The organism is Hymenobacter sp. R533113 (assembly GCF_056835965.1).
The window spans coordinates 82356-108846 of record NZ_JAKWBD010000016.1; the positions used below are offsets into that span (position 1 = coordinate 82356).

Below are 26491 nucleotides of genomic sequence, written 5' to 3' on the forward strand. Positions count from 1 at the left end.
CAACCCCTAGCCCCTTCTCTTCGGGAGAAGGGGTTAGGGGTTGAGGCAACCACCAAAACAAACTCCTATGAAACGCACGGCCTTTCTTTTACTCACTGTCCTCACCCTCAGCGCCTGCGAAGACGTCATTGACGTCGCCATCCCCGAAGGCCAGCCCCTACTGGTAGTAGACGGTGCCGTAACTGACCAAACCGGCCCGTATGTGGTAAAGCTGACCACCACCATACCCTACTTCGATGAGCAGCCGCTGCCGCCGGTTCGGGGGGCATTTCTGACGCTTACTGACAACGAAGGCCAGCGCGAAACCCTACGCGAGCAGGAGCCTGGTACCTACGTCACCAGCACGTTTCGGGGCAAGATTGGCGGCCAATATACCCTTACCATTCAGGCCGATGGCGAGGAATATCAGGCCGAAACCGAAATCCGCCGCACGCCGCCCATCGACAGTGTGCGAGCCGAGTTCCGGGCGGCTACTACCCTCGATGAGGAAGGTTATTACGTGCTCTACTATGGCCCCGAGCTGCCGGGCGTCGGCGATTACTACCGCTTCAAAGTGTTCCGCAACGGCCGGCTGCTCAACCGCCCTTCCGACTTGTTCGTGCGCTCCGACGAGTTGGTGGACGGCCGCTACATCGGCGCTTTTGAGCTGAATAACAACCAGGCGGAGGAGGAAACATTTGAGGTCGGTGACAGCATCCGGGTGGAGATGAACTCGCTGCCCCGCGACTACTATTTTTTCCTGAATGAAATCGTCACGCAGCTTAATAACACGGGTATTTTTGCCGCGCCGCCGGCCAACGTCCGCACGAATGTGCGCAACGTTAATGCACGGTCGGCCCGGCAGGCGGTGGGCTACTTCGCCGGCTACACCGTGCGTCAGGATTCGGTTGTAATTCAGTAGCTTAGGATAATTATCTGGTCAAATTTGCCCCCCAATCTATCTACCAGCCCTCCCATGTCACCAGCCACCGCCTCCCCTGCTTCCGCCATGAACGATAAATGGCTGCGCCTCATCGGCATTCCGGTGGTCTCAGTCACTATGCATATAATTTTCGATGGGTGGCCGCGAGAGTTGAGTTGGCCCGTAGCGAACGGCTTTCTGTTCGGATTGCTCATCACAGTGCTGTTGTGGGAAGGCAACCGCGCCATTTTTGTGTGGATGCGGCGCTTGTTTCCGCGCTACGACCAAACCACCCGCCGATTGGTGGTACAAACGCTGAGCAGCACGGCCTACACCTTTGTGGCCACTGTATTTCTGAATGAGCTGCACCGCCTGCTGTTCGGCGTACCATTTTGCATAAAAGGTGAGTTATTCAACAGCTTTTTGGTGAAGATGGGGCCAACCGTTCTGGTCACTTCCTTCTACGAAAGCATCTACTTTTTTGGGGAATGGAAGAAAAACCTGCAACGCTCGGAGGCCCTGGCGCGGGCTGGTATTCAATCGGAGCTGGAAACGTTGCGCAGCCAGCTCGATCCGCATTTTCTATTTAATTCCCTGAACACCCTCGCCGCGCTTATCGAGGACGATAATGAGCCCGCCCAAACCTACCTGGAGCAGCTCTCCGACGTGTACCGCTACGTGCTGCTCAGCCGCGACAAAACTACCGTGCCCTTGCGCGAGGAAATGGCCTTCGTGGAAGCGTATTTATACCTGAATAAAACCCGTTTCCGCGACGATTTGCAAGTGGAGCAGGATATTGCTCCCGCCGCCTACGCCACCAACGTAGCCCCGCTGAGCCTGCAAATGCTGGTCGAAAACGCCATCAAGCACAATACTATCTCGCCGGAAAACCCGCTGCGCGTGACGCTCACCACCGAAACCGACGCCCACTACGTGCGCGTGCAAAACAACGTGCAGCCCAAAACCGGCCTCGAACAATCCACCAAAGTTGGTCTGCGCAATATTATCAACCGCTACCGCCTGCTCTCCGAGCACCCCGTGGAAGTACTGCGCGAAAATGGCCTGTTTACGGTCAGAGTGCCACTACTCAATTAACAATTTACAATTATCATTTAACAGACCCTCAACTTAACAAGCCTCATAACGCAGCCTGAACGGCTGTTAAATGTTAAATGATAATTGTTAAATGAAACTCCTCCTTATTGAAGATGAATACCCCGCTGCTGAGCGGCTGCAACGGTTGCTGCGCCAGGCCGACCCCGCGGCGGAAGTAGTGGGCGTGGTGCGGAGCGTGGCGGCGGGCCGGCAGTGGTTTCAGGACAATTTGCCCCCCGACCTCATTCTGAGCGACATTCAGTTGGCCGATGGCCTGAGCTTCGAGATATTCGACCAGGTGGGCCTGACCAGCCCCATCATTTTCACCACCAGCTACGACGAGTACGCCATCAAAGCCTTCCGGGTGCGTAGCGTTGATTACCTGCTTAAACCCATTAAGCTCAATGATTTGCGAGCGGCGCTGGCTAAGTTTCACGACTTGCGGGCGGCCTTCTCACCCATCGCCGGCAGCCAACGCTTAGAGCGCCTGCTGGATAGCTTGCCGCTTACCGGGCGGCCTTACAAAACCCGGTTTCTGGTAGCTAGCGGCGAGCAACTATTGCCCCTGGAAGTTGACCAGATTGCCTATTTTCAGACTCGCTACGAGTTGGTCTACCTCGTCAGCCGCGACGGGCGCCGCTTCGTGCTCGACTACACGCTGGAGCAGTTAGAAAAACTGCTCGATCCACGGCAGTTTTTCCGGGCCAGTCGCCAGCTGCTTACCCATTTAAGCGCCGTGCGCCGCCTGCACCCGTATTTTAATGGCAAGCTCAAGCTGGATTTGCACCCCGAATCGCCGGAGGAAGCGCTTATCAGCCGCGAAAAAGCCGGCGCGTTTAAAGCTTGGCTGGAAGGCGAAGTGCCAGCGGCCAAGCCAGCGCGCACATTTTAAAAGACAGCAGCGACGGGGCAATTTGAAACCTGAGCCGGGGTACTTTCGGTAAAGGACTATCTTTGGTTTCAATTTGCTTTTTTCCTCTCACCTTCCCCGCTGATGGAGTATCCCCTACTGAAACTAGCCGCTATTGACATTGGATCGAATGCCGTACGGTGCCAGATTTCGGCTGTACTGGTTTATGGGGGGCGTTTTCGGTTGAAGCGTGTGGAGTATGTACGCTACCCCATGCGCCTGGGCGAAGACGTGTTTGCTACGGGGACTATCTCGCCGGCTAAGGCTGATAAGTTCGTCAAGTTTCTGCACTCCCTGAAGCTGCTGATGGAAGTGCACGAGGTAGCGCACCACTTGGTTTGTGCCACCTCCGCTATGCGCACTGCCAAGAACGCTCCTGCTCTGGTTGAGCGTGTGCGAAAAGAGTTGGGCCTAACTATCGAAGTAATTGATGGTCAGGATGAAGCTATGTACATCAATAGCGTGATTGAGCATGTGCTCGAAGATAATAAGCACTATCTCCACATCGATGTAGGCGGGGGCAGCACGGAATTCAACATCTACCACAACCGCCACAAAGTAGCCACGCAGTCGTTTGAAGTCGGCTCTATTCGGCGGATGCAGCAGGCGGAAGCTGGCCTCAACACCGATGCGCTCAACGGCAACTGGAAGCGGATGGAGGAATGGGTGACGGAAAACGCGCGGCGCTACCATGTTACGCGGGCCATCGGTACCGGCGGCAACATCAATAAGCTGTATAGCCTGGCCAAAACCCAGACTACGCTCGATAAGCCCATCACGCGCAACCGCATTGCTTCCCTGCTGGACAATCTGACCAAGATGACCATGGATGAACGGGTAAACGTGGCCATGCTCAACCCCGACCGCGCCGATGTTATCGTGCCAGCGGGTCAAATCTATCTTTCCGCCATGGAGTGGGCCAATATCAATACGATGCACGTCCCGGATATTGGCCTGAAGGATGGTATGCTCCAGACCTTGTTTGAGCGCCACTTCGAGGAATTTCGTCCGGCTAATGACCATTCCAGTACCGCGCCCCACCCCGACGTTCAGAACTCCCACAGTGGAGCAGAATAGATTTACAGGAAATTATTTATAAAAAAAGCTCCCCATAGCATATCTGGGGGGCTTTTTTAGGTTTAGAAGAGGCTGTACTTACACGTCTTGAGGAACTTCACCACCGGGCAAATCGTCTTCGGCGCTGTGGTTAAAAGACGCCATCTCAGCTTCCATTTCGGCATCTTCTATGTCAGCATCCGTCGGAAAGTCAGGGGCAGTTAATGGCGGCCCTTCATTGGAGGCGGCATTATCCGTTTGCACATCCGCGCGCGTGAGCCACTCTTCATACAGCGAGTTTTCGGACACGGCCGCGTAGTGGCGATGATAGAACTCCTTGTGCACGTTGAAAACAGGCTCTTCCGGGCCTGGATTGCGCCGCACATATGCCCCATCCTCCCGCATCAAGTACGTGTTCTGATTGTCTTTAAGGTTGAAATACAGAATATTAATTGCCTCCCGCTTCAGGGCAGGATTCACAATCAGAAATAGCGCCTCAATGCGCCGATCGAAAGAACGCACCATCAAATCGGCAGAGCCAGCATACACTTTTGGCTGGCCGCCGTGGTGAAAGTAAAACATTCGTGAATGCTCCAGGTAGTCGCCCACAATGCTGCGCACCTCAATGTTGTCGCTCAGCCCGGCCCGGCCCGGCCGCAGGCAGCAAATGCCCCGCACGATAAAGCGAATGGGCACGCCCGCCTTGCTGGCCTTATAAAACTCATCAATCATCTCCTTGTCTTCCAAGGAGTTCATCTTCATCACAATACCGCTGGGCAAGCCTTTCTTCGCATTCCGGACCTCTTCCCGAATCAGATGAATGAGTTGCTGCCGCATGTCTTTTGGCGCCGTAATCAGATATTCATAATCATCGGGCTGGGAGTGGCCCGTGATAACATTGAAGAATTCGGACACGTCGTGGCCGTACACATCGTTGGTCGTCAGCAGACTTACGTCCGTATAGATGCGCGATGTCTGCTCGTTGTAATTGCCAGAGCCCAGGTGCACGTAGCGCGTCACCTTCTCCCCTTCCTTGCGGATGATCATGAGCATCTTGGTGTGCGTCTTGTACTTGCTCACCCCATAGATGACAAAGCAGCCCGCCTTTTCCAGCCGGGCGCCTTCCCGAATATTGCGCTCCTCATCGAAGCGCGCTTTTACCTCGAACAATACGGATACGTGCTTGCCGTTTTCGGCCGCTTTGAGCAGCGCCGCCGTCACGCGGGAATCGTCGGCTAATCGGTAAATAGTTTGCTTGATGCCCAGCACAAGCGGGTCCTCGGCGGCACGTTCCAGCAAGCGCACTACCGGATCGATGCTGTTGTAGGGATGATGCAAAAGCACATCGTGATGTTTGAGGTACTCAAACATATTGTCTTCAGCGCCCTCGGGCAAGCTAAGCGGGGCCACCGGAGCCGGCTGACGGGCAGCCTTGCCTCGTAAGTTGGGATGCTTTAAAATTTGTAGCAGCCCTTTCATATCAATCATAGAGTTGATAACGAACACGTTGCCGTTATCAATCTTCCAGCGCTCCTTCAGCACGGCCATGAGCACGGGCGAGGCCTCCTTCTCCACTTCCAGGCGCACCACGCGACCCTTCTTGCGGGTTTTCAGGCCTACCTGAATTTCCTTAATAAAATCGACGTCGATATCGTCCGACTCTTCCAGCGTAAAGTCGCCATTGCGGGTGATGCGGAACAGGTTGGCCGACTCAATCTCGACGTTGCGGAACAGCTTGGGCAAATTGGCCCGCACGATTTCCTCAATGGGCACAAAAATCACCTTGTCCTTGCGCGTCAGCTCAAAAAAGCGGGACAAATTCTGCGGAATCTGCACAAAGGTGAGACGTTCCTGGCCTTTCTCTCCCTCCGCCTCCGTGCGCGTGACCACGCCCAGAATCAGCATCTGATTCATCATCAGCGGGAAACCATGGTAAGAGTCGTACACCATGGGCGTGAGCAGCGGAAACAGCGTGTTTTTGAAGTAGCCATCAGCTTTCTTCAGTTCCAGCTCCGTCAGCTCATCCATCCGCAGAATGTTGAAGCCGTTCTTTTCAAACTGCGGCTTCAATTCATTCAAATAGGTGAGTGACTGATCGTTTACAAAACGGTGGGCGAAATCCAGCAGCTTGCGCCGAAACGGCATTTCCCGCAGTCCCGAGTAGTCAATGCGCTCTTTGCCGTAGTCGATATAGTTATAAAGTGAACCCAGCCGAATCATGAAAAACTCATCAAGGTTGGAGCTAGTGATACTCATAAACCGCAGCCTATCAAACAAGGTCCGATTGGGGTCTTTGGCCTGATCAAGTACCCGGTAATTAAAGCGCAGCCAGCTTAAATCGCGGCTGATATACTTGCTTTTGCGGATAAGGTCGGCTGATTTGAAGAGTTTCATAGCTAGGAATATAACGTAAGTGGCAAGTTACGGCTTGAAGGGGTATCCGGTGGGAATCGGGCGGGAAAAGAAAAATAAGCAATTAGCTGAAAAGAGATGCACGTTGCGGCTGTTATTCCAAACGGAGTGAGGACTCTGAGTTTAGCAGGGAAGAACATAAATCCAGATTCCTCGCTCCGTTCGGAATGACAAAAAAAGCCCCCCAGAGAGTATCTGGGGGGCTTTTTTACTAATCAAACAACGCCTTACACATCCAGCTTGGCGTACTTGGCGTTCTTCTCGATAAACTCGCGGCGCGGGGCCACTTCGTCGCCCATGAGCATAGAGAACAAATGGTCCGCTTCAGCGGCCGATTCTACATCTACGCGCTTCAACGAGCGGGTAGCGGGCTGCATAGTGGTGGTCCAGAGCTGCTCGGCGTTCATCTCACCTAGGCCTTTGTAGCGCTGCACGTTCACCGTTTCAGGCTTGCCGCGGCCCAGCTCTTCCTGGGCGGTCTGGCGCTCCTGCTCAGTCCAGCAGTAGCGCTCTTCTTTGCCACGCTTCACCAGATACAGCGGCGGCAGCGCGATAAAGATGTAGCCATTGTCAACCAACGGCTTCATATAGCGGAAGAAGAAGGTCAGAATCAGCGTGCGAATGTGCGAACCGTCAATGTCAGCATCGGTCATGATAATGACTTTGTGGTAACGCAGCTTGGTGATATTCAATCCTTTCGGATCGGCCTCAATTCCCTTCTCCACATCAGCAGGCGTACCAAACGATACACCCAACGCGGTAATCATGTTCTTGATTTCCTCGTTCTCGTAGATGCGGTGCTCCTGCGCTTTTTCCACATTCAGGATTTTACCTCGCAGCGGCAGAATAGCCTGAAAAGCGCGGTTGCGGCCCTGCTTGGCGGTGCCGCCAGCCGAGTCACCTTCGACCAGATACAGCTCACAGATTTCGGGGTTCGACTCGGAGCAGTCGGCCAGCTTGCCGGGCAAAGAATTCGAGCCAAGCACCGTCTTGCGCTGCACCATCTCACGGGCCTTACGGGCCGCGATGCGGGCGCGAGCGGCCAGAATCACTTTCTCCACAATAATGCGGGCTTCCTTGGGGTTTTCCTCCAAGTATTGGTTCAGGATTTCGCCCACGGCTTGGTTTACAGCGCCGCTTACATCAGAGTTACCCAGCTTGGTCTTCGTCTGACCTTCGAACTGGGGCTCCTGTACTTTCACCGAAATAACAGCCGTCAGGCCTTCGCGGAAGTCATCGCCTTGAATCTCCACCTTCGCCTTTTCCAACATCCCCGATTTGTCGGCGTAGGCCTTCAGCGTACGCGTCAGGGCCGAGCGGAAGCCGGCAACGTGCGTACCACCTTCGACGGTATTAATGTTGTTGACGTAGCTGAAAATGTGCTCCTGGTAGGAGTCATTGTACTGCAAGGCTACCTCCACTGGCGTGCCGCCCTTCTCACTAATTACGTGAATAGGCTTAGGCATGAGCACCGTACGGCCAGCATCAAGGTAGCCAACAAACTCGCTTAGGCCACCTTCTGAATAAAACTCTTCATACAGAAAATTGCCGTCCACGTCGTTGTCGCGGCGGTCAGTGAGGGTGATGCGGATACCTTTGTTCAGGTAAGACAGCTCGCGCAGACGAGTGGCGATGGTTTCGTACTTGTATACCGACTCCGTGAAGATAGAATCGTCGGGTAGAAACTCTACCTGGGTGCCGTGCTCCTCGGTGTCACCGATTTGCTTTACCGGATACTGGGGAACACCAATTTTGTACTCCTGCTCATACAGGTGACCGTTGCGGCGCACGGTTACCTTCAGGTCTTTACTGAGTGCATTTACGCAGCTTACGCCCACGCCGTGCAAACCGCCGGAAACCTTATACGAATCCTTATCGAATTTACCTCCTGCGTGAAGCACCGTCATAACTACTTCCAGGGCCGAGCGGCCCTCTTTCTGGTGGAAGTCGACGGGGATGCCGCGTCCATTGTCGCGAACGGTAACGGAGTTATTTTCGTTGATGGTTACTTCTATTCGGTCGCAGTGGCCGGCCAGGGCTTCATCGATGGAGTTATCGACTACTTCCCACACCAAGTGGTGTAGTCCTTTAACCCCGGTATCGCCAATGTACATCGATGGCCGCTTGCGTACGGCTTCCAGTCCTTCCAGTACCTGAATACTATCCGCAGAGTACTCAGCGGGGACTCTTTTCTCTTTCGTTTCGCTCATGGAATGCGGGTGAATTCAGCGTCAGTGTTAATAGGCAAAGATACCATTTTTAATCGGTTTTTGCCAGCGCCAGCCTGATTTTGCCCCCCCATAATAGTCTCCTGAAAGTCTCTATATCACAGATTGATTGGCAGGCATTTTCAGCACTATTGAACCCTATGCTTAAAGTGCTTTATATCACATTTTTTTACCAGGATCAGTTGGTTTACAACACCGATTTCAGCAGCTTCACCAGTGTCAACTGCTTTAGAGAAATGGCAACATACTTGGTATAGCAGCTCTGCCACGACTTAGTTGAACGGAACTCTACCATACGGATCGTAGTTCTGAAACCTGCTACCTTTGCCTATATGTCACACGAAGTTGCCAACCTTACGTTAGCCGAGGCCACTCGCCACGCTCCATTCGTGGAGTATGCGCGCTGTCTTACCGCCACCGATCGTCCTTTTAATCATGTTGGCGACTGGCCAGAAGAAGGGCAGTTTTACCCTGTGCGTGTCGTTGATTCTCATCTGGAAGGTATTCCTTTGGTGCACGTATTGGGCTTCCAAGCCGAAGCTCCATACTTCAACGCCTTCGCCCCTCACCGCTTTGAGCTGCTGTATACCATTTGGTTGAATTAAGCATTTTTATTACAGCTGAATCCCCACAAAAAGCCCCCCAGATAGTCTCTGGGGGGCTTTTTGTGGGGATTCAGCTGTAATAAAAATCACGTCATGATATGCGAGGGTGCCCGCGTGAATCACGGCCCTTAAAATTGAGTACAAACAGAAGCAATCCGTGCTATTAGGCAGGCAAAGGCGTTATACAAATTGCAGTGTAAGCCATAAACAAAGAAGCCACTCAGCAGCTAAGCTAAGTGGCTCATTATCAATGTACCCCGTAAGAGATTCGAACTCCTGACCTACTGCTTAGAAGGCAGCCGCTCTATCCAACTGAGCTAACGAGGCAAGCAAAACCTGCCTTAAGAATACTGAAAGCAAGGTTACATAAAAAAGGCCTTTTGCAGTTGCAAAAGGCCTTTTTTGGGAAAAGTGTCGGGGTGGCAGGATTCGAACCTGCGGCCTCCTGCTCCCAAAGCAGGCGCGATACCGGGCTACGCTACACCCCGAGAAGAGAATGAAGAGTTAAGGATGAGGAATGAAGAATTCGTGAATGATAATTCTTCATTCCTCATTCTTAACTCTTCATTGAAACACGCGGAGAGAGGGGGATTCGAACCCCCGGTAGCCTTTAGAGCTACGGCAGTTTAGCAAACTACTGGTTTCAGCCACTCACCCATCTCTCCAAAACAGGTCTCTTCCGGCCGAAGAGTGCGCAAATATACAACTAGAAGCGAAAAATCAGCCTTCTCGAAAAAAAATATCTTCCTTTACTGCTTGTCCTATAGCTGCGTCTGCCTAGTAACAGGCCCCTATATTTGTCGCAGTAGCCTGAGTAAGTGCATAGTTGGGCAGCTAGTCATTCATTTAACATACCTGCTGCCTTCATCGTATTTTTTATGAACTGGGCCTATTCCCTATCATGGCTAGAGCTGGCTTGCCTAGGTATCTTCCTGATCCTGTATGCAGGCTACGCTGTACGCACGAGGCGCTTGTCGGCCCCCTTGGGTCAGCGGGGCTGGCACCTGGGTTGGAAACTGGTTTTGCGGACGGCTTATTATAGCTTATTTCTGGTGGCTTTGCTTGGGCCGGCTTATGGCGTCACGCAGCAGCCGGTGCGCACAGCGGGCAAAGACGTATGGCTGCTCGTTGACCTTTCGCGCTCCATGGATGCGATCGACGTAATTCCTTCTCGCCTGCAAAAAGCCAAGGCAGAGCTTTCGCAGCTGATCAGCCGCTTTCAGGCTGATCGGATCGGGTTGCTGGTTTTTGCGGCAGATGCTTTCGTGCAGTGTCCGCTTACCTATGACCAAAGCGCGCTCCGCCTTTTTATATCAACGCTGCAAACCAACTTAGTGCCTGCGGGCAGCACCGACTTGGTGCCGCCACTAGAGCTTGTTCTTACCCGTTTGGAGGCAACAAACCGGCCGGCAGGTTCGGCAGCCCGTGCAACGGCAGTGGTAGTTATAAGTGATGGTGAAGACTTTAGCGAAAACATTGAGCCTACCCTCCGCTTGCTGGCCCGCTCCGGTGTGCGCCTATTCACGGTGGGCGTTGGCACGCTTGAAGGTGCCCGCATTCCACGCCTCAGTGGCGGAGGCTATGTACGTGATAATAAAGGCCGGGAGGCCGTCACGCGCCTGATGCCTACTACGTTGCGTCGCCTCGCCCAGCAAACGGGGGGGCAATATTTTGAACTGACTGAGCAGCGCAATGAGTTTCCGCTGTTAGTTAATGCCCTGAACCGCCTTGAAGGCCAGGCGGAGCAGGTGCGCACCGTGGCCGTGGCCGACAACCGCTACCGATACCCGCTGTTACTGGCGTTGGTGCTGCTGGCTTTGGATGTAATTATTACTATCCGCGTAATACGGCCGTGAAAAATGTACTGCTACTTGTTTTGCTACTAGTTGGCGGTTGGGGAGGCTTCACCCGCATCCGTGACCGCAACGTGGCTGTGCAGGAAGGGGCCGCTGCCTACGCTCGTCAGAATTTTGCTGGGGCAGCTCAGGCTTATCAACGGGCCGTGGAGGAGTTGGGAACCAAGGATGAGGCAACCATCCTAAATCTGGCTCATGCCTGCAACCGGGTTGGACGGGAGGCAATGGCCAAATCATATTATAGCCGTTTGATTACTAGCAAAACGCCAGCTATTCGCAGTGTAGCGCAGCAGCAGTTAGCCGTTTTGGCCGTGCAGGGAGGTGAATTTGCACAGGCCGTAACGCTACTACGGCAGGCGTTACTAGCTGATCCTACGAATGCCGAAGCGCGCTATAACTATGAAGTACTACGCGATTATCTGGCTCGCCGGCCCAACACACCACGCATTCCACCGTCGCCTCCCGGTAACGCCTCAAACCCAAAGCCAGAACAAGGGGCGCCTAACTCTAAGGATGGAGCTAACCAACCCCGTCCGCGGGCAGGCAATGACCGCAAGGGCCAGCTTGACGAGCCCAATTTGCCCCCCGACCCTAGAAATGCCCCCCAGCAGCAACCAGACAAATCTGGACAGTCGAATAATAACCAGCCTGGAGCGAATCCCGGTAATATAGTCCGTGGTGGCTTCCAGCTTGGTGCAGGTGCTGAGCGCAACGTGGCCATCGGCTCGGAACCCGGCTCTGTGCGTGGCCTCAGCGACAATGACGAAGGTGAGGAAGCAACCGATGGCCGCAGCAAGCGGGCCGGCACGGAAGTAGCTGACCTCGACGAAACCCAACTCCAGACCCAGCGGGCGCGCTTGCAGCAGATGCAGCTCAGCACGGGCCGCGCCCGGCAAATACTGGAGTCCTTGGGCGCGGCGGAACAGCAATACCTGCAGCAGCTACCGCGGCGGGCGGTCCGCAAGCAGGCCAGCGACAAACCAGCCTGGTAAGCATTATAAAAGCGTAGGCGATAAACTCTGGGAAAGCGGACGCTACTCGGGTTATTCGTACTTTTGCGAGCCGAAGCTTCGGCTCCGTTTTTCTGATCCATCCCCACTTCCACCCATTTTTATGCAAATCAAAGAAGTAGTTATTGTTGCCGCCGTGCGTACGCCAATCGGTAGTTTTGGCGGTAGCCTCGCCTCCCTTTCGGCCACCGATTTGGGCGGTATTGCCCTGAAAGGTGCTTTGGAGAAAGCCGGCGTTGATCCGAAAGAAGTACAGCAAGTAATTATGGGCAACGTGATTTCGGCTAACCTGGGCCAGGCACCCGCCCGGCAGGCTGCCAAGAAAGCTGGTTTGCCTGATACCGTAGAATGCACCACCGTTAATAAAGTATGCGCTTCGGGTAGCAAAGCTATCATGTTTGCTGCTCAGGCTATTATGCTGGGGCAAGCCGACGTGATTCTGGCCGGTGGCATGGAAAGCATGTCCAATGTGCCTTATTACCTCGATAAAGCTCGTTTTGGCGCTAAGTACGGTCACTCCCAGATGATTGACGGCTTGATGAAGGACGGCCTGTGGGACCCTTACAACGACTACGCTATGGGCAACGCGGCCGAGCATACGGCCAAGGAAATGGGCTTTACCCGCGAGCAGCAGGACGAGTTTGCGATTGAAAGCTACACGCGCAGCGCTAAAGCCGCTAAAGCCGGCAAAAAGAAGGACGAAATCATTCCGGTTACCATCGAAAGCCGTGGCAAAACCACTGTTATCGAAGATGATGAGGAATACCTGAAGGTGGACTTTACCAAAGTGGCTGGCCTCAAGCCCGCGTTTATAAAAGATGGCACCGTAACGGCTGCCAACGCTTCTACCCTGAATGACGGAGCTGCCGCTGTGCTGCTCATGAGCTGCGAAAAGGCCGATGAGTTGGGCATCAAGCCGTTGGCTCGCATCCGGGGTTTTGCTGATGCTGAGCAGGCGCCCGAGTGGTTCACGACTTCGCCTTCCTTGGCTATTCCGAAGGCCTTGAAACACGCTGGCGTGGATGCCAGCGAAGTAGATTTCTATGAAATCAACGAGGCTTTTTCGGTGGTATCGTTGGCTAACAACAAGTTACTCAACCTGGAAGGCAGCAAAGTGAACGTGTACGGCGGGGCCGTGTCGCTGGGCCATCCGCTGGGCGCTTCGGGCGCGCGCATTGTGACTACATTGCTGAATGTGATGCAGAACGAAGGCGGCAAAATCGGCGTGACCGGCATCTGCAACGGCGGCGGTGGTGCCAGCAGCATTGTACTGGAAAAGCTGTAGGGCTTTTTTGAAGATAAAAAGCCCCCCAGCAACTGTTGGGGGGCTTTTTTATTGTATTAAGCTGTTTCACCTTGACTCAATAAGGCCAAAAGGCTGGCTAACGGTACCGCAATGCACTTTGCCGCATTTTCCTGCGTTCTTGCGACTATGAAACGAGTTATTTTTCTGTTGCTGCTACTTTCCACTACGGCTCAGGCCCAGAAGCTGCGCCGCTTGGTGAGCTACCGCGACTCAACCAATAGGGTGGTGCGCGAAGTGTACTCCGCTTTGGTGAGCCCCGCCGATACCATCATGGAAGGGCCTTACAAGCGTTTTTACCGCTCCGGGAAAGTCGAAGCGCAGACTAGCTATGCCGGCGGCAAGCGGGATAGTGCCTATGTAGAGTTCTTCGAAAACGGGCGGCGGCGGCTGGAGGTGACCTTTAAGCAGGGTTTGCGCCAAGGCCCTTTCAAAACGTACTACGCCTCCGGCAAACTAGCTCAGGAAGGCACGTATGCCAATGATCAGCCCGATGGCACGCTCAAAACCTACCACCCAAGTGGCGAAATCAAGCTGGAAACAACGCTGGCAAACGGGCAGCCGGTAGGTGCCGTGCGGGAGTTGTACCCATCGGGTAAGCCCAAGGTGGAGACCACGTATAAGAATGGCCAAGCCAATGGCCCCATGAAAACCTACCACCCTAACGGTCAGCTACAAAGCGAGTCCACGTATAACAATGGCCTGTTGGCTGGCCCCTACAAAACCTACTTCGACAACGGCCAACTGGAAAGCGAAGTAGTGATTGATAAGGCAGGCAAAGGTACCCAGAAAAGCTATTACCGCTCAGGTAAGCTGCGCACTGAAGGCAACTATGTGGCAGCTGCCTTGCAAACCCGCCGCGTAACCAACCCACTTGGCGACGATCTGACCAAAGGTGCAACTCCCGGTGCTGGCACGGCTAATCTGGATGGCCCGGCGAAAGCCTACTATGAAAGTGGCGCCATAAAAAGCAAGCTGAACTACCGCGCCGGCATCCTGACTGGTCAAAATCAGGATTTCTATGAGTCAGGAAAGCTGGAGAAGCAGACTGACTACAGCAGCCAGGCCCGCGACCGGAAAGTAACCTCCTATTATGAGTTGGGCGGGGTTAAGCTGGAGCAGCAGTTTAAGAATAACGTTCCGGCTGGCATCTGGCGCACTTTTTACCCCGATGGCAAGCAGGTGCAAACCCAGGAGACGTATGTAAACGGCAGGCTGGCCGGGGAGAAACTGACCTACTACCCTACCGGCACACTGAAAACTAAGCTGGTGTATGAAAACGGCCGCCCAACCGGCTTAGGACAGGAATTTTATGCTTCGGGCAAGCTGAAATCCGAAACGAATTATGTAAAGGGACTAAAAGCCGGAGCTTACCGCCAATTACGCGAAGATGGCACGCCAGAGGTGACAGGTGCCTTCCGTAACAATAAGGAAACTGGTGTTTGGACCTACTTCGGTCCTGATGGCATAGCAGTGAAGCAGAAAAAGACCTTTCGAAACGGCGAAGAGGTAACAGCTGCTAAGTAAAGTCAGCCTACAATTCAATATACAAAAAAAGCCCCCTGAGATGTACTTAGGGGGCTTTTTTGGCTACTTACCGGCAGGTGAAGAAACTCATTATCAAATGCTAATCAGCTGATTGAGAAAAATATTTATCATAGTACCTTGTTTCGCATAGTACCTTCTGATATATTTGTTCCATCAATTAGAGCTACTACCTGCCGCTTCGCCAAGCCCAACCGGGGCTTCCTGAACGGCGGAGGCAAGGGGCGCAACACGGGCTCACCACGTAATTAGCCACTGCTGGAGGACACTTTGTACTAATTGCAACGCGAGGCGAATCACTGCTTCCCGGTACACTGCAAGCACCTGCCCTCGACTTTTATTCTTGAGTGAATCCCTGCAAATGGGGCAACCAGCGGAACCGCGGCCGTCTGGAACAGCACCCTATTGCCTGAATTTTTCCACTCCTCTCTCCTTCTCTTATGAACTCCTCTTCTACTTTTCGCTGGGCGCTACGGTGCCTGGGGCTCCTTCTTGTGCTCTTACCAAACGTCTTACGGGGTCAGCAAAAAGCCCCCCAAGGCGCTGTTTCGGGCGTTTTGCTCGATGCCAGCAACGGGCAAGCACTGCCTTTTGCGAATGTCGTACTACTCAGTGCTCAGGATTCCAGCTTCGTGACTGGTGCCCAAACGGGTGAAGATGGCGCATTCAGAGTAGCGCCCGTAGCACAGGGGAAATACATGCTCCGCGCTACCGTAATAGGCTACCAGGCGGGCCGGCGACTGGTGTCGGTGATAGAAGCAGCGCCCGAAGTAAAGCTTGGCTCTCTAAAATTGCCCCCCACCGCCACCCAGTTAGCCGGCGTAACGGTGCAGGGTGAGCGGGCCGCCGTAGTGGATAACTTGGATAAGAAGATCATTAACGTAGAGAAGGACCTAAGCAGCGTAGGCGGCACGGCCATAAATGTGCTCCAAAACGTGCCCTCCGTGTCCGTGGACCAAAACGGCACCGTGAGCATGCGCGGCACCAGCAATATCACGGTACTGATTGATGGAAAGAACTCCGGTGCAGCCTCTGGCGGCACTGGTACCCGCCTGGAGCAGATTCCGGCCAGCAGTATTCAAAGCATTGAAGTCGTGACCAATCCATCGGCCCGCTACGATGCAGCCGGCGCCGGCGGGGTCATCAACATCATCCTCAAAAAGCAGAAAAAAGACGGCTGGAATGGCTCGGCGATGGCCAACTTGGGTACGCGCGACAAGTACAATACGTCGTTGAGCTTTAATCGCCGGACCGGCAAACTCAACCTATTTGGCTCCTACGACGGCCGCGACGACCATTACCGCAGCCGCACCTCCATGCGCCAGTTGGCAACCGTGGAAGGCGTACTGCGCACCACTGATCAGCAGGCCACTGGCCTGCGCCACAACCGCAACCACGGCGGGCGTGTGGGCCTCGATTACACAATATCCCCCGAGCAAAGCATCTCCCTGACGGTGCAGCCCAACTTCAACCGGGCCGACCCGAATGTGATGAACCAAACAGCCCTGCTCCAAACTGGCGACCAAGACCCTATACTCCAGCAAACGCGCTCGGTGGTGACGGAGGATGTAAAGACAGCAGACGTATCGGCGGACTACAAGCGCACCTGGGCCGAGCAGAAAGGCCGGGAGCTAACGGCCAGTACGGGCTACACCCGCCTGTGGGCCGATGTAATCGTGGGGCAGCAGTTTGCCAATGATGAAGTGGCCCAGTTGGGCTGGAAACAGGATTTTCGGGTCCGTATTCACGCGCTCAATGGTCAGGTTGACTATACGCATCCGTTGGGGGAGAAAAGCCGGCTGGATGCAGGCCTGAAAACGGAGTGGGAAACCAATGATGGCACGGATGACTTTCTGTTGCAGACGGCCGCCGACCAGCCTACGTACTCCCGCGACGCCAGCCGCTCCTTCGCTTATGACGTCAAGGACTTTGTGCAGGCAGCCTACCTCACCGGGCAGCACGCTATTGGCAACTGGAGCTATCAAGCCGGTTTGCGGGCCGAATACACGAATACGCAGGGAGAAGTGCGCGGCGGCCGGGGCGGCTTTGAGCTTGATTATCTGAATGTATTCCCTTCCGCCACCGTGGCCCGCACCATCAGTAAGCACGATCAGCGCTTGCAAGCCAGCTACTCCCGCCGCCTCAACCGTCCGGGATTTATGCAGCAGCTGCCACTGCCGATCTACATGGACCAGCGCAACTACCGCATCGGCGACCCTAGCTTGCGGCCTGAGTATATTAACTCCTTTGAGCTGGGCCACCAGATAACGATGGGCGATGCCACCGTCACTTCCACCCTTTTCTATCGCCAGACCAACAACGCCATTCAGCGCTTCCGCCGGATAGATACTACTGCTACTCGCCTGCTTAATACCCCGGGCGTTATCACAGCCGAGTACTTTCAGAATTTTGGGCAAAGCACCAGCCTGGGGGCCGAAATGTCGGTTAATCAACCTTTGGCTAAGTGGTGGAAGCTAACTGCCAACGGGTCGTTGTTTCGTAATAGCATTACGGCAGCCACTGGCACCGAGGCCAGCCGCCGCAATGTAACGGGCACGCTGCGTTTGCTTAATACCTTCATGCCTTCGCCCAAACTCGATGTGCAACTCACGGGCAACTACCGGGCAGCAGTGCTCACGCCTCAGGGTCGCTTAGCACCTGTTGGCTCGGTGGATCTGGCCCTGCGCCACCGCCTCTTCCAGGACCGGGCGGCCCTCACGCTTCGCCTCAGCGATGTATTCAACACTCAGCGCCAGCGCATCACAGCTTACGCTGAAAACTTTGAGGCCACTTATCATAACAAGTGGGAAACGCAGGTTGGCTATGTAGGCTTCTCTTGGTATTTCGGCTCAAATAAGCCCCCCAAGAAAATTGAAGCTGCGCCCCAGAGTAGCGGTGGTTTCGGTGGCTAGACTTACAATAAGGGTTTACAACCTCGCCTCTAGCGCGTATCATCAGGTGTCACTTGTGCAGAATCTTTACTGCTTGAATGAAGGAGCAAACTTTCAAGACGATTCAACAAGTGGCCGCCCGATGATCCGGAGTATATTTAGCCACTGATCAAAGATTTCACCCCAAAAAACGTCTTTTAGAACCCTTAAACGCACTATTCAACACATTTAAAAAAATATTTCAGGTAGCAGGCAGCCCTCATAATAGCTTCTGCATCTATTCCCCTGAAAGCAATTCGAAGATGAATCTGAACTCCCACGCACCCTCCTTCAGCTTTACACCTTTCTCCCAGTTCGCTCTTTCTCAAGCCTAAAAAATTTTAACAAGTACCTTGCTTTACATAGTACTGTCAGTTATCTTTACAGTGTTCTCTTCCGGTTCGTGGTGGTGCTCTTCTCAACTGGCACCCCGATCAAGCCACCCACCGGAGCCGCTTCCAGCCTGACGGGTTGGAGCCTCCCGCCCCACCAGGTCCGCGCCCCCGGCGCCGACCATCTGGGCTCGCTAATCGTCTTTTCCTAGTTGCCTGCCCACTCTTCGAACAGAACCGCGGCTGTTCCCCTGTGCCCAGGTGGCTCCTTTTTCCCTCCTTTCTAAACTTTCAAATCGCCATGAAATCCTCCGTCATCAACCGCTTCCTTGCTGCTCTCATTTTCGTATTAGGTAGCCTTCAGTTAGTTGCTTCTGGTCCCGAAAACGGCCGTCTTACTGGCCAGCTTCTCGATGGCGAAACCCAGGAGCCTATTCCTTTCGCCAACGTAGTGCTGCTCCGCGCCGATGATCATTCCTTCGTACGCAGCGTTGCAACGAACGCCGATGGCACTTTCAAGTTTAACAATGTGCCGCTGGGCGACTATACGGTGCGCACTACCGTGCTGGGTTACAAGTTGTTGAAGCCCGTCGTGTCGCTCAGCATGTTGCAGGGTCGAATTGCGCTAGGCTCAGTTGAGATACAGCCCCTGATGCGTGGGCTGGCGGTGCGGCCTGCTAAAAAAGACGCTCAGACTAAGCGTCAGGCTAGTGTAGCTTCGACCAGCCGTACGCTGACAGTCAGCACCCTGGCAGTGCGCTAGCCGACTACTTTTCAGTGCTCTTCTTATCCGCCCGACTTGTTGCTCTCCGGCCAGAGCAGTAAGCCGGGCGGCTGCATAAAAGCCTCCCAGCAGCCATTTTTGCACGAAATAAGACCAAGAGGTTGGCGCTATGTAAAAAAGCCACTACTTGGGCCTTTATGTTCTTACGCTGGCTCATGGCTGCTTTTGTCGCTTTCATTTTACTGCTGATGACGGGCATGCTGGTGCCGATGAACCGCGACTTTCGGCAGACGCCCGATGGCATTCAGATTTTTGTGGTGTCAAATGGCGTTCACTCCGACCTCGTACTGCCCGTGCGCGAGCCACGCACCGCTACCAACTGGCTCCAGAAGCTAAGCAACCCGGCGGTGGTCACCAAGTTTGAACGGTATGAGTACGTGGGCTTTGGCTGGGGCAACGAAGGTTTTTATATGGGTTCATATGGGGGGCAATTTCCGGGGCTGGGCACTACGCTGCGCGCCGCTTTCCCCTCGCCCACGCTTTTACACGTCGATTTCTATAAAATTGCCCCCCAGCCCGGCGAGCGAGTGGTGCCGCTGCTGGTGTCCGAAGCGCAGTACCGCCAACTGACTGCCTTCGTGGAGCAGTCATGGCAACCCGATTCGGCAGGCCGGCCCGTGCTAATGAGCACGGCTGGCTATACGCCCGACGATTTTTTTGTCAGGGCTAAGGGCCGCTACTACCTCCTGCGCACCTGCAACGACTGGACTAACCGGGGCCTGCGTGCCAGCGGCCTGCGGGCCGCTCTGAAGGCCCCTTTTGCTGCCTCAGTACTATATCAATCTCGGCAAGCGGCCAAAAAGCCCCCCAGACAACTTCCAACAGATTAACGGTTGAGGCTGCAACCTATTAAGCTAAAAGTGGTTCTTTGCTCGATTCCCGCTGCTCCGGTTCGGCCGAAACAGCAGGTTTTATGTTAAGTAGCTGTAGGCCCCTGGCTGATTGGTTTTGTTTGGTTGTTATTGATTCTCATGCACTTGATCTTACCAAAAGGGGCCGTTTACGCTCGATTACGCTTTCTTTTCGCACTCTTTCTTTCCCTGGCCTGCGCTTGGCAAACGCAAGCTCAGACGGGTACTGTAACTGGCTCTCTGGTGGAGCAAAGCAATGGGCAGCCCATTCCCTTCGCCAATGTGGTGCTGCTGCGGGCTCAGGATTCCACCTTTATTTCGGGTGTCCAGACCACCGAAACCGGCACCTTTGCCATCGAGAACGTAGCATTTGGCACCTACACCTTGCGGGCTACTATTCTGGGCTACCGCCCCGTACGGCGACCTGTCACGCTGAGTACGGGCAGCCCGACGGTGGCGCTTGGCCCGGTTCGGTTGGCCTCCACCACTACTCGCCTTAAGGAAGTGGTTGTGCAGGGGGAGCGGGCCATTCTGACCGACAACCTTGACAAAAAAGTAATTGACGTATCGAAAGACCTGACTACCACCGGCGGTTCGGCAGTAGATGTGCTCCAAAATGTACCCTCGGTAACGGTGGATCAGGCGGGTGCGGTAAGCTTACGCGGCTCGGGCAACGTGACCATTTTTGTGGATGGTAAGCCCACGGGTGCCGCCGGCGGAGGCCGCTCGGCGGTGCTCGACCAGATTCCGGCCAGCAGCATTCAAAGCATTGAAGTTGTCACTAACCCTTCCTCGCGCTACGACGCCGAGGGCACGGCCGGCGTGATTAATATTATTCTGAAAAAAGAGCGCAAAGATGGCGTCAATGGCCTGGCTACGGTGACGGCCGGCACCAAAGACAAATACAATAGCTCGCTGAGTCTGAACGCGCGCAAGGGCAAGCTGAACGTATTCGGCAGCTACGATTTCCGGCGCGACCGGCGCGTGGGCTCCGGCACTTCCTTCGTAACATCTACTTTTCTGAACTCCGAACAGGTACAGCAAACCCGCATACTTGACCAGAACGAGCGGGGCCTCGACTACCGCACTTCCCACGCCGGCCGTTTCGGCTTCGATTATAACCTGACCGACAACCAGACTATTACGCTGAGTGCGCAGCCCCGCTTCAACCGGCAGCAAGAGTTTGAGAATCAGGCCAACCGGCAGTCGGCCCCAAATGGGGTAGCATTGCCCCCCGGCAGCAGCTTCAACCTGGCCAACTACCAGCGCGGAACCAACCGCTCGACCGACTACGCCCTGGATTACCGCCGCACCTGGAAAGATCAGCCCCGCCGCGAGCTAGTCGCCAATGCTGTATTTACGCCAATCCGCAGCGAAAGCGAAACGATTACCAACCGGATTCCCTACGACGACTCGCCGTTTGTGCAGCAGCGCCAGCGCTTTGATAATGCCATCGATCAGGCCTCAGCCCAACTTGACTACGTGCATCCGTTCGGAGAAAAAGGCCGGTTGGAAGCTGGCTTTAAAAGCGTGCTGCGGCAGTTTGATGCCGATTACAAGTTTTTTGATGCCCTTGCGCTGAACGATTTGCTCTCCAACCGCTTCCTCTACGAAGAGTACATTCAGGCCGGTTACGCTACGTATGCCAATGCCAGAGGCAAATGGAGTTACCAAGGCGGCCTGCGCTTAGAGCAAACCAACACCGAGGGCAACCAGTCGGCTACCGCTCAGGATACCACCTTCACCCGCAGCTACCTGAACCTGTTTCCGAGCGCCGTGCTGGCTTACGACCTTACCAAAGATCAGCGCGTGCAGCTGAGCTACTCGCGCCGCCTCAACCGACCCGGCGTCAACCAGCTCAATCCATTCGTGGACCGCTCTGAGCCGCTGAATACGCGCAGTGGCAATCCGGCCTTGCTGCCCGAGTATATTAACTCCTATGAGCTAGGATTTCAGAAGTTCTTTGGGCAGTCCAACTCCTTCACCACCACTGCTTTTTACCGCCAAACCAATAATTCGGTACAGCGCTTTCGTCAGTTGGGCTTCAATGAGCAGCTGCAAGCCCCCACTACCAACCAAACGATTCTGAACCTGGCCCGCGGCACGGCTTACGGCTTGGAACTGGTTGGCTCTACTACTATTGCTTCCTTTTGGAAGCTCAACGCCAACTTGTCGGGCTTTCGCAACATCATCGAAGGCACCGCTCCCGGCACCGACATCGACAACCGCAACTTCACCTACACCGGTCGGCTGAATAACAATTTTACCATCACCAAAAAGCTCGACGTACAACTCTCGGCCAACTACCGGTCGGCGGCCGTTACGGCTCAAGGGCGGCGGGGCGAATTTTTCTTCACTGAGTTTGCCGGCAAATACACCGTACTGAAGGATCGGGGCAGCATTACCTTACGCGTATCGGATATATTCAACACCCTGCGCTTCAACTTCGATTCCTTCGGACCAGGCTTTGAATCCGAAAATAGTTTTAAGCGGGAAACGCGGGTCGGCTTTTTGGGCTTCACTTACCGCTTCGGTGGTGCCCAACAGCCGGAGCGCCGGCGGCGTGGTGATCGGGACGGTCAGCAGCAAGGCCCCGAAGATCCTGGTGAAGGAGGCATAGACTAAATTTATAGCAGAAAGAAAGCCGTGACGAACAATTCGTCACGGCTTTCTTGTTTAGAACAAAATCCAGTTTATCAATTTATTGAATGCTCTAAGAACTGCTTAGGGAGTGTGAACAGTAACTGTTTTTAGTCCCAGAAAGGCGGTCATGCAGAGCGGAGCGAAGCATCTCGCCAGCGGTCGTAAGAGTAGTACTCCAGTGTCAGCACGCGAGATGCTTCGCTCCGCTCTGCATGACCGCCTTTTAATTTACTGTCCACACTCCCTAGAGTAGGAAGCGTTATCTGGGTAAATTTATTTGAATTAAAAAAGTGCGCAAAGGTAGCTTTTGTACAAATAATCCGTATTAGCCGCAGATCACGCTACTATTTGACCGAAGCCGGAACTACGCAAGCCTTAAAACGCGAGCACCCGAATCAATCTTAATTTCTACTGGCTAGGCTCTCGATGACAGCTGCCCTGTGTGACATTAATATGCTTGATGTACATCGCGAAATATTACCGGAAAGCTACCTGCTGATCTTAGCGCCTGATCCGCAGACTCCCGATGAGGAGAAGCTAAGTCGGGCGCTGTTTCGGGCCAGCCTGAGCAGCAAGCGGGCCGTGTGGGTTGATTGCAGCTTACTGCAACACATGCCGGCGGAGGCTATTGATCTGCTGCTGGCTTACGCTTATCATTTGCGCTGCCAAGAGCGGCGGCTCGTGCTTTGCCACGTACCGGAAGAAGTACAGCACCACTTTATGCACCTAGACGCCGCCTCGCAGCCGCTTATGGTTACCTCCTTGCTCGATGCTGATCTTGATGGCAACAAATAGCTATTAATATCACAAAAAAAGCCCCCCAGAATATTTCTGGGGGGCTTTTTTGTGAATAGCGATTGGAATTTCACTAACTATTTAGCTTACTGATTCAGATGTATTTGCAGCTGATGCTACGTGGTTAATCGGGGGTGCGGCCAATCGTTGTTACCTTCGCGCCCCTATTGATCTGCATTCGATGAGCATCCAAAAACCCAGCATTCCGAAAGGCACCCGCGACTTTGGCCCCGCCGTGGTGGCGCGCCGCAACTATATTTTTGGCGTCATCCGCCGCACCTTTGAGCTGTTTGGTTATGCCCCGCTCGAAACGCCTACGCTCGAAAACCTCTCTGTGCTCACCGGCAAATACGGCGACGAAGGCGACCAGCTGTTGTTTAAAGTCCTGAACTCCGGCGACTTCCTGAAGGATGTAGCGCCCGACGATGTAGCAGAAGGCACGCGCAAAGTATTACCCAAGATTGCCGAAAAAGGCCTGCGCTACGACCTTACGGTGCCGTTTGCCCGCTACGTGGTGATGAACCGCGGTACGCTGACCTTTCCTTTCAAGCGCTACCAGATTCAGCCCGTGTGGCGCGCCGACCGCCCCCAGCGCGGCCGCTACCGCGAGTTCTACCAGTGCGATGCCGACGTAGTTGGCACCGATTCGCTGCTCTGCGAAGCGGAGATTGTGCTGATGATGTGCGAGGTGCTGAACGGTATTGGGTTAACGGATTTTACCATCAAAATCAACCATCGGGGCGTACTGCGCAATATTTATCAGGCACTGGGCAGCGAGGGCAAGGAGTCAGATCTGTTTGTCGCCATTGATAAGCTGGACAAAATCGGGCGCGAAGGCGTGGAAAAAGAGTTGGCTGAGCGCGGCTTTTCACCCCAGGCTTCGGATCACCTATTTGAATTGCTGGCAACTGCGGGCAACTTCAGCGAGAAGCTGGAGAAGCTCGAAGCTGCTTTCCAAAACGCGGGCGTAGCATCAGATATCGACAATTCGACAATTCCCATTTATAAAGGAGTGACGGATCTGCACAGCGTGCAGAATTATCTCACCAGCTTCGGCTTCACGCAATTCGACAAGTTGGAATTCGACCCCACGCTGGCCCGCGGCCTCTCCTACTACACCGGCTGCATCTTCGAAATCAAGATTAACAACGTCAAAATTGGCAGCGTGTCGGGCGGCGGGCGCTACGACAACCTCACGGGCGCTTTCGGGCTGCCGGGCGTGTCGGGCGTGGGCTTTAGCTTCGGCGTCGATAGATTGTATGATTGTCTGGAAGAGCTGAATCTGTTTCCGCCGAATGCGGCTACTACCACGCGCTGCCTGGTCGTGAATTTCGACGAGGAAGCCGGGCGCTCGGTGCTGCCCGTTCTGCGGCAATTACGGGCCGCGGGCATTCCCAGCGAGCTGTATCACACCCCGGATAAACTGGTTAAGCAGTTCAAATACGCCGACCAAAAGGGCATTCCTTATGTGCTCCTGCAAGGCTCTGAAGAGCGGGCGCAAAATCTGTTCAAGCTCAAAAATATGAGCACCGGCGAAGAGCAGCTACTCAACTTGGATGCTGTGTTGAGCAGCTTAGGGTAACAAGCAAGTTTGGGAAACGTCGCGGAGCGGCCGAACTCTGCGAACTTCAGCGTTAAACTTCTGCGCTCCTCTGCGGGAACCCGACACCCGCCCATCGTCCAAAAGACCCGCCCCAATGTACGCCCTCGACCCCAACAGCCGCCTCGACCTTCCCACGTTGGAACAGTTGCTTCGTGAGCGGCCCAAGGTAGTATTGAGCGACGAAGCGCGGCAGCGCGTGGCCACTTGCTATGCCTATCTGCGTGACCGGCTGGAGCTGTCGGACGCGCCGATGTACGGTATTAACACTGGCTTTGGGGCGCTTTGCAACACCGGAATTGCCCCCCAGCAGCGCCGCCAGCTCCAGCTCAACCTGCTGATGTCGCACGCCTGCGGCACGGGTGAAGAAGTGCCCGAGGAGGTAGTCCGACTAATGCTATTGCTCAAAGCCCAAAGCCTGAGCTATGGGCACAGCGGCGTGCAGGTAGCCACCGTGCAGCGTCTGCTCGACTTTTATAATCGCGAGATGTACCCGGTGGTTTACCAGCAGGGCTCCCTCGGGGCCAGCGGCGATTTGGCGCCCTTGGCTCACCTGTGTCTGCCGCTATTGGGCCTGGGCGAAGTAAATTACCAAGGCTACCGCCTGGCCGCCGCCGACGCTTTGAGCTTGTTTAGTTGGCCACCTATTGAGCTGGAAGCCAAAGAAGGGTTGGCACTGCTCAATGGCACCCAGTTTATGCTGGCCTACGGCGTGCACTGCACCCTGCGTGCCCAGCGCCTGGCCAACGCCGCTGACGCAATTGGCGCCATTTCGCTGGAGGCCTTTGGGGGCAAAATCAGCCGTTTGATGCCCGCTTGCACCAGCTGCGGCCCCACGCCGGACAGGTAGCTGCGGCCGAGCGCATACGTAACTTCCTTTCGAACAGCGAGCTGCAGGACCAGCCCAAAGCCGCGGTTCAAGACCCTTATTCTTTCCGCTGCCAGCCGCAGGTGCATGGTGCCTCCCGCGACGCCTTCGCCTACGTGGCGCAGGTGCTGGAGACGGAGTGCAACGCGGTAACCGACAACCCGAATGTGTTTCCCGCCGACGACGCTATCCTTTCGGGGGGCAATTTTCACGGTCAGCCCCTGGCCCTGGCCCTCGACTTTCTGGCTATTGCCGTAGCCGAGCTGGGGGGCATTTCGGAGCGGCGCACCTACCAGCTACTCAGCGGGCAACGAGGCCTGCCGCCTTTCCTGGTGGCTGAGCCCGGCCTCAACTCCGGGCTGATGATTCCGCAGTACACGGCGGCCGGCATCGTGAGTCAGAACAAGCAGCTCTGTACGCCCGCCTCCGTCGATAGCATTGTGAGCAGCAACGGCCAGGAAGACCACGTCAGTATGGGTGCCAACGCGGCGACCAAAGCCCGCCGGGTGGTCGAAAACGTAGAGCAACTGTTGGGCATTGAGCTACTTACCGCTGCTCAGGCACTGGCCTTTCGTCGGCCGGCGCGCACCTCCGCCGTGCTGGAGCAAGTTGTAGATGACTTCCGGCAAAAAGTAGCTTTCGTGAGTCGGGACCGGGTGCTGTATCCCGATCTGCTGGCGGCGGCGGCCTTCGTACGCACGTATGAGTGGCCGTAAGCCCTAGTTTGTTTTCGCCTTTTCAGCCTTGATTGGTAAAAATATTCTTTA

18 protein-coding genes, 3 tRNA genes and 1 pseudogene are annotated in these 26491 nt (G+C 54.7%); 17 read left to right on the forward strand and 5 right to left on the reverse strand.

Translation table 11 applies throughout. The features are described from left to right. The first annotated feature begins 67 nt into the window (after positions 1-67). From MKZ35_RS22170 to MKZ35_RS22185, 4 genes are all read left to right on the forward strand, one after another. A complete protein-coding gene (locus MKZ35_RS22170) occupies positions 68-901 on the forward strand; it encodes a DUF4249 domain-containing protein (RefSeq protein ID WP_482515394.1) in 834 nt (277 codons plus the stop codon). 54 nt (positions 902-955) lie between these two features. Further along, on the forward strand, positions 956-1996 hold the full coding sequence (locus MKZ35_RS22175; protein ID WP_482515395.1) for a sensor histidine kinase: 1041 nt from the start codon (positions 956-958) through the stop codon (positions 1994-1996). 91 nt (positions 1997-2087) lie between these two features. Further along, positions 2088-2888, forward strand: coding sequence for a LytR/AlgR family response regulator transcription factor (locus MKZ35_RS22180; RefSeq protein ID WP_482515396.1), 801 nt, complete (start codon positions 2088-2090; stop codon positions 2886-2888). A 102-nt stretch (positions 2889-2990) separates the two neighbouring features. Next, positions 2991-3983: a Ppx/GppA phosphatase family protein gene (locus MKZ35_RS22185; protein ID WP_482515397.1), complete on the forward strand. Its 993-nt coding sequence runs from the start codon at positions 2991-2993 to the stop codon at positions 3981-3983. A gap of 78 nt (positions 3984-4061) precedes the next feature. On the opposite strand, the gene ppk1 is transcribed toward MKZ35_RS22185, so the two are convergent. Together ppk1 and gyrB are read right to left on the reverse strand one after the other, a co-directional pair. Further along, on the reverse strand, positions 4062-6356 hold the full coding sequence (gene ppk1 / locus MKZ35_RS22190) for a polyphosphate kinase 1 (RefSeq protein WP_482515398.1): 2295 nt from the start codon (positions 6354-6356) through the stop codon (positions 4062-4064). 245 nt (positions 6357-6601) lie between these two features. Then, entirely contained in the window at positions 6602-8584 is a 1983-nt protein-coding gene (gene gyrB, locus MKZ35_RS22195; RefSeq protein WP_482515399.1) for a DNA topoisomerase (ATP-hydrolyzing) subunit B, read from the reverse strand. A 350-nt stretch (positions 8585-8934) separates the two neighbouring features. Here gyrB and MKZ35_RS22200 point away from each other — a divergent pair, with 350 nt between their 5' ends. Continuing rightward, positions 8935-9207: a hypothetical protein gene (locus tag MKZ35_RS22200; protein ID WP_482515400.1), complete on the forward strand. Its 273-nt coding sequence runs from the start codon at positions 8935-8937 to the stop codon at positions 9205-9207. 253 nt (positions 9208-9460) lie between these two features. Here the strand turns inward: MKZ35_RS22200 and MKZ35_RS22205 are convergent. The 3 genes from MKZ35_RS22205 to MKZ35_RS22215 form a co-directional block, all read right to left on the reverse strand. Then, positions 9461-9534 (reverse strand) — tRNA-Arg (locus MKZ35_RS22205). Between the two features lie 87 nt (positions 9535-9621). Then, positions 9622-9695 (reverse strand) — tRNA-Pro (locus tag MKZ35_RS22210). An 89-nt stretch (positions 9696-9784) separates the two neighbouring features. Beyond that, positions 9785-9872: transfer RNA gene (locus tag MKZ35_RS22215), tRNA-Ser, on the reverse strand. Positions 9873-10085: 213 nt separating this feature from the next. Here MKZ35_RS22215 and MKZ35_RS22220 point away from each other — a divergent pair. The 12 genes and pseudogenes from MKZ35_RS22220 (at position 10086) to hutH (ending at position 26440) form a co-directional block, all read left to right on the forward strand. Continuing rightward, a complete protein-coding gene (locus MKZ35_RS22220) occupies positions 10086-11063 on the forward strand; it encodes a VWA domain-containing protein (protein ID WP_482515401.1) in 978 nt (325 codons plus the stop codon). After that, positions 11060-12055, forward strand: a complete 996-nt coding sequence (locus MKZ35_RS22225; protein WP_482515402.1) for a hypothetical protein — start codon at positions 11060-11062, stop codon at positions 12053-12055. Before MKZ35_RS22220 ends, MKZ35_RS22225 begins: the two co-directional genes overlap by 4 nt. Before the next feature lie 121 nt (positions 12056-12176). Further along, a complete protein-coding gene (locus tag MKZ35_RS22230) occupies positions 12177-13358 on the forward strand; it encodes an acetyl-CoA C-acyltransferase (RefSeq protein ID WP_482515403.1) in 1182 nt (393 codons plus the stop codon). Positions 13359-13505: 147 nt separating this feature from the next. After that, on the forward strand, positions 13506-14903 hold the full coding sequence (locus MKZ35_RS22235; protein ID WP_482515404.1) for a toxin-antitoxin system YwqK family antitoxin: 1398 nt from the start codon (positions 13506-13508) through the stop codon (positions 14901-14903). 458 nt (positions 14904-15361) lie between these two features. After that, complete coding sequence (locus tag MKZ35_RS22240) at positions 15362-17833, forward strand: TonB-dependent receptor (protein WP_482515405.1); 2472 nt, start codon at positions 15362-15364, stop codon at positions 17831-17833. A 421-nt stretch (positions 17834-18254) separates the two neighbouring features. Beyond that, entirely contained in the window at positions 18255-18395 is a 141-nt protein-coding gene (locus MKZ35_RS22245) for a hypothetical protein (RefSeq protein ID WP_482515406.1), read from the forward strand. A gap of 89 nt (positions 18396-18484) precedes the next feature. Next, entirely contained in the window at positions 18485-18946 is a 462-nt protein-coding gene (locus MKZ35_RS22250; protein WP_482515407.1) for a carboxypeptidase regulatory-like domain-containing protein, read from the forward strand. Between the two features lie 158 nt (positions 18947-19104). Further along, entirely contained in the window at positions 19105-19797 is a 693-nt protein-coding gene (locus MKZ35_RS22255) for a DUF2459 domain-containing protein (protein WP_482515408.1), read from the forward strand. 141 nt (positions 19798-19938) lie between these two features. Further along, positions 19939-22443, forward strand: coding sequence for a TonB-dependent receptor (locus MKZ35_RS22260; RefSeq protein ID WP_482515409.1), 2505 nt, complete (start codon positions 19939-19941; stop codon positions 22441-22443). Between the two features lie 471 nt (positions 22444-22914). Then, entirely contained in the window at positions 22915-23256 is a 342-nt protein-coding gene (locus MKZ35_RS22265) for a hypothetical protein (RefSeq protein WP_482515410.1), read from the forward strand. A gap of 181 nt (positions 23257-23437) precedes the next feature. Further along, complete coding sequence (gene hisS / locus MKZ35_RS22270; protein ID WP_482515411.1) at positions 23438-24838, forward strand: histidine--tRNA ligase; 1401 nt, start codon at positions 23438-23440, stop codon at positions 24836-24838. A gap of 115 nt (positions 24839-24953) precedes the next feature. Continuing rightward, positions 24954-26440: pseudogene (gene hutH / locus MKZ35_RS22275) on the forward strand (histidine ammonia-lyase). The last annotated feature ends 51 nt before the right edge of the window (positions 26441-26491 follow it).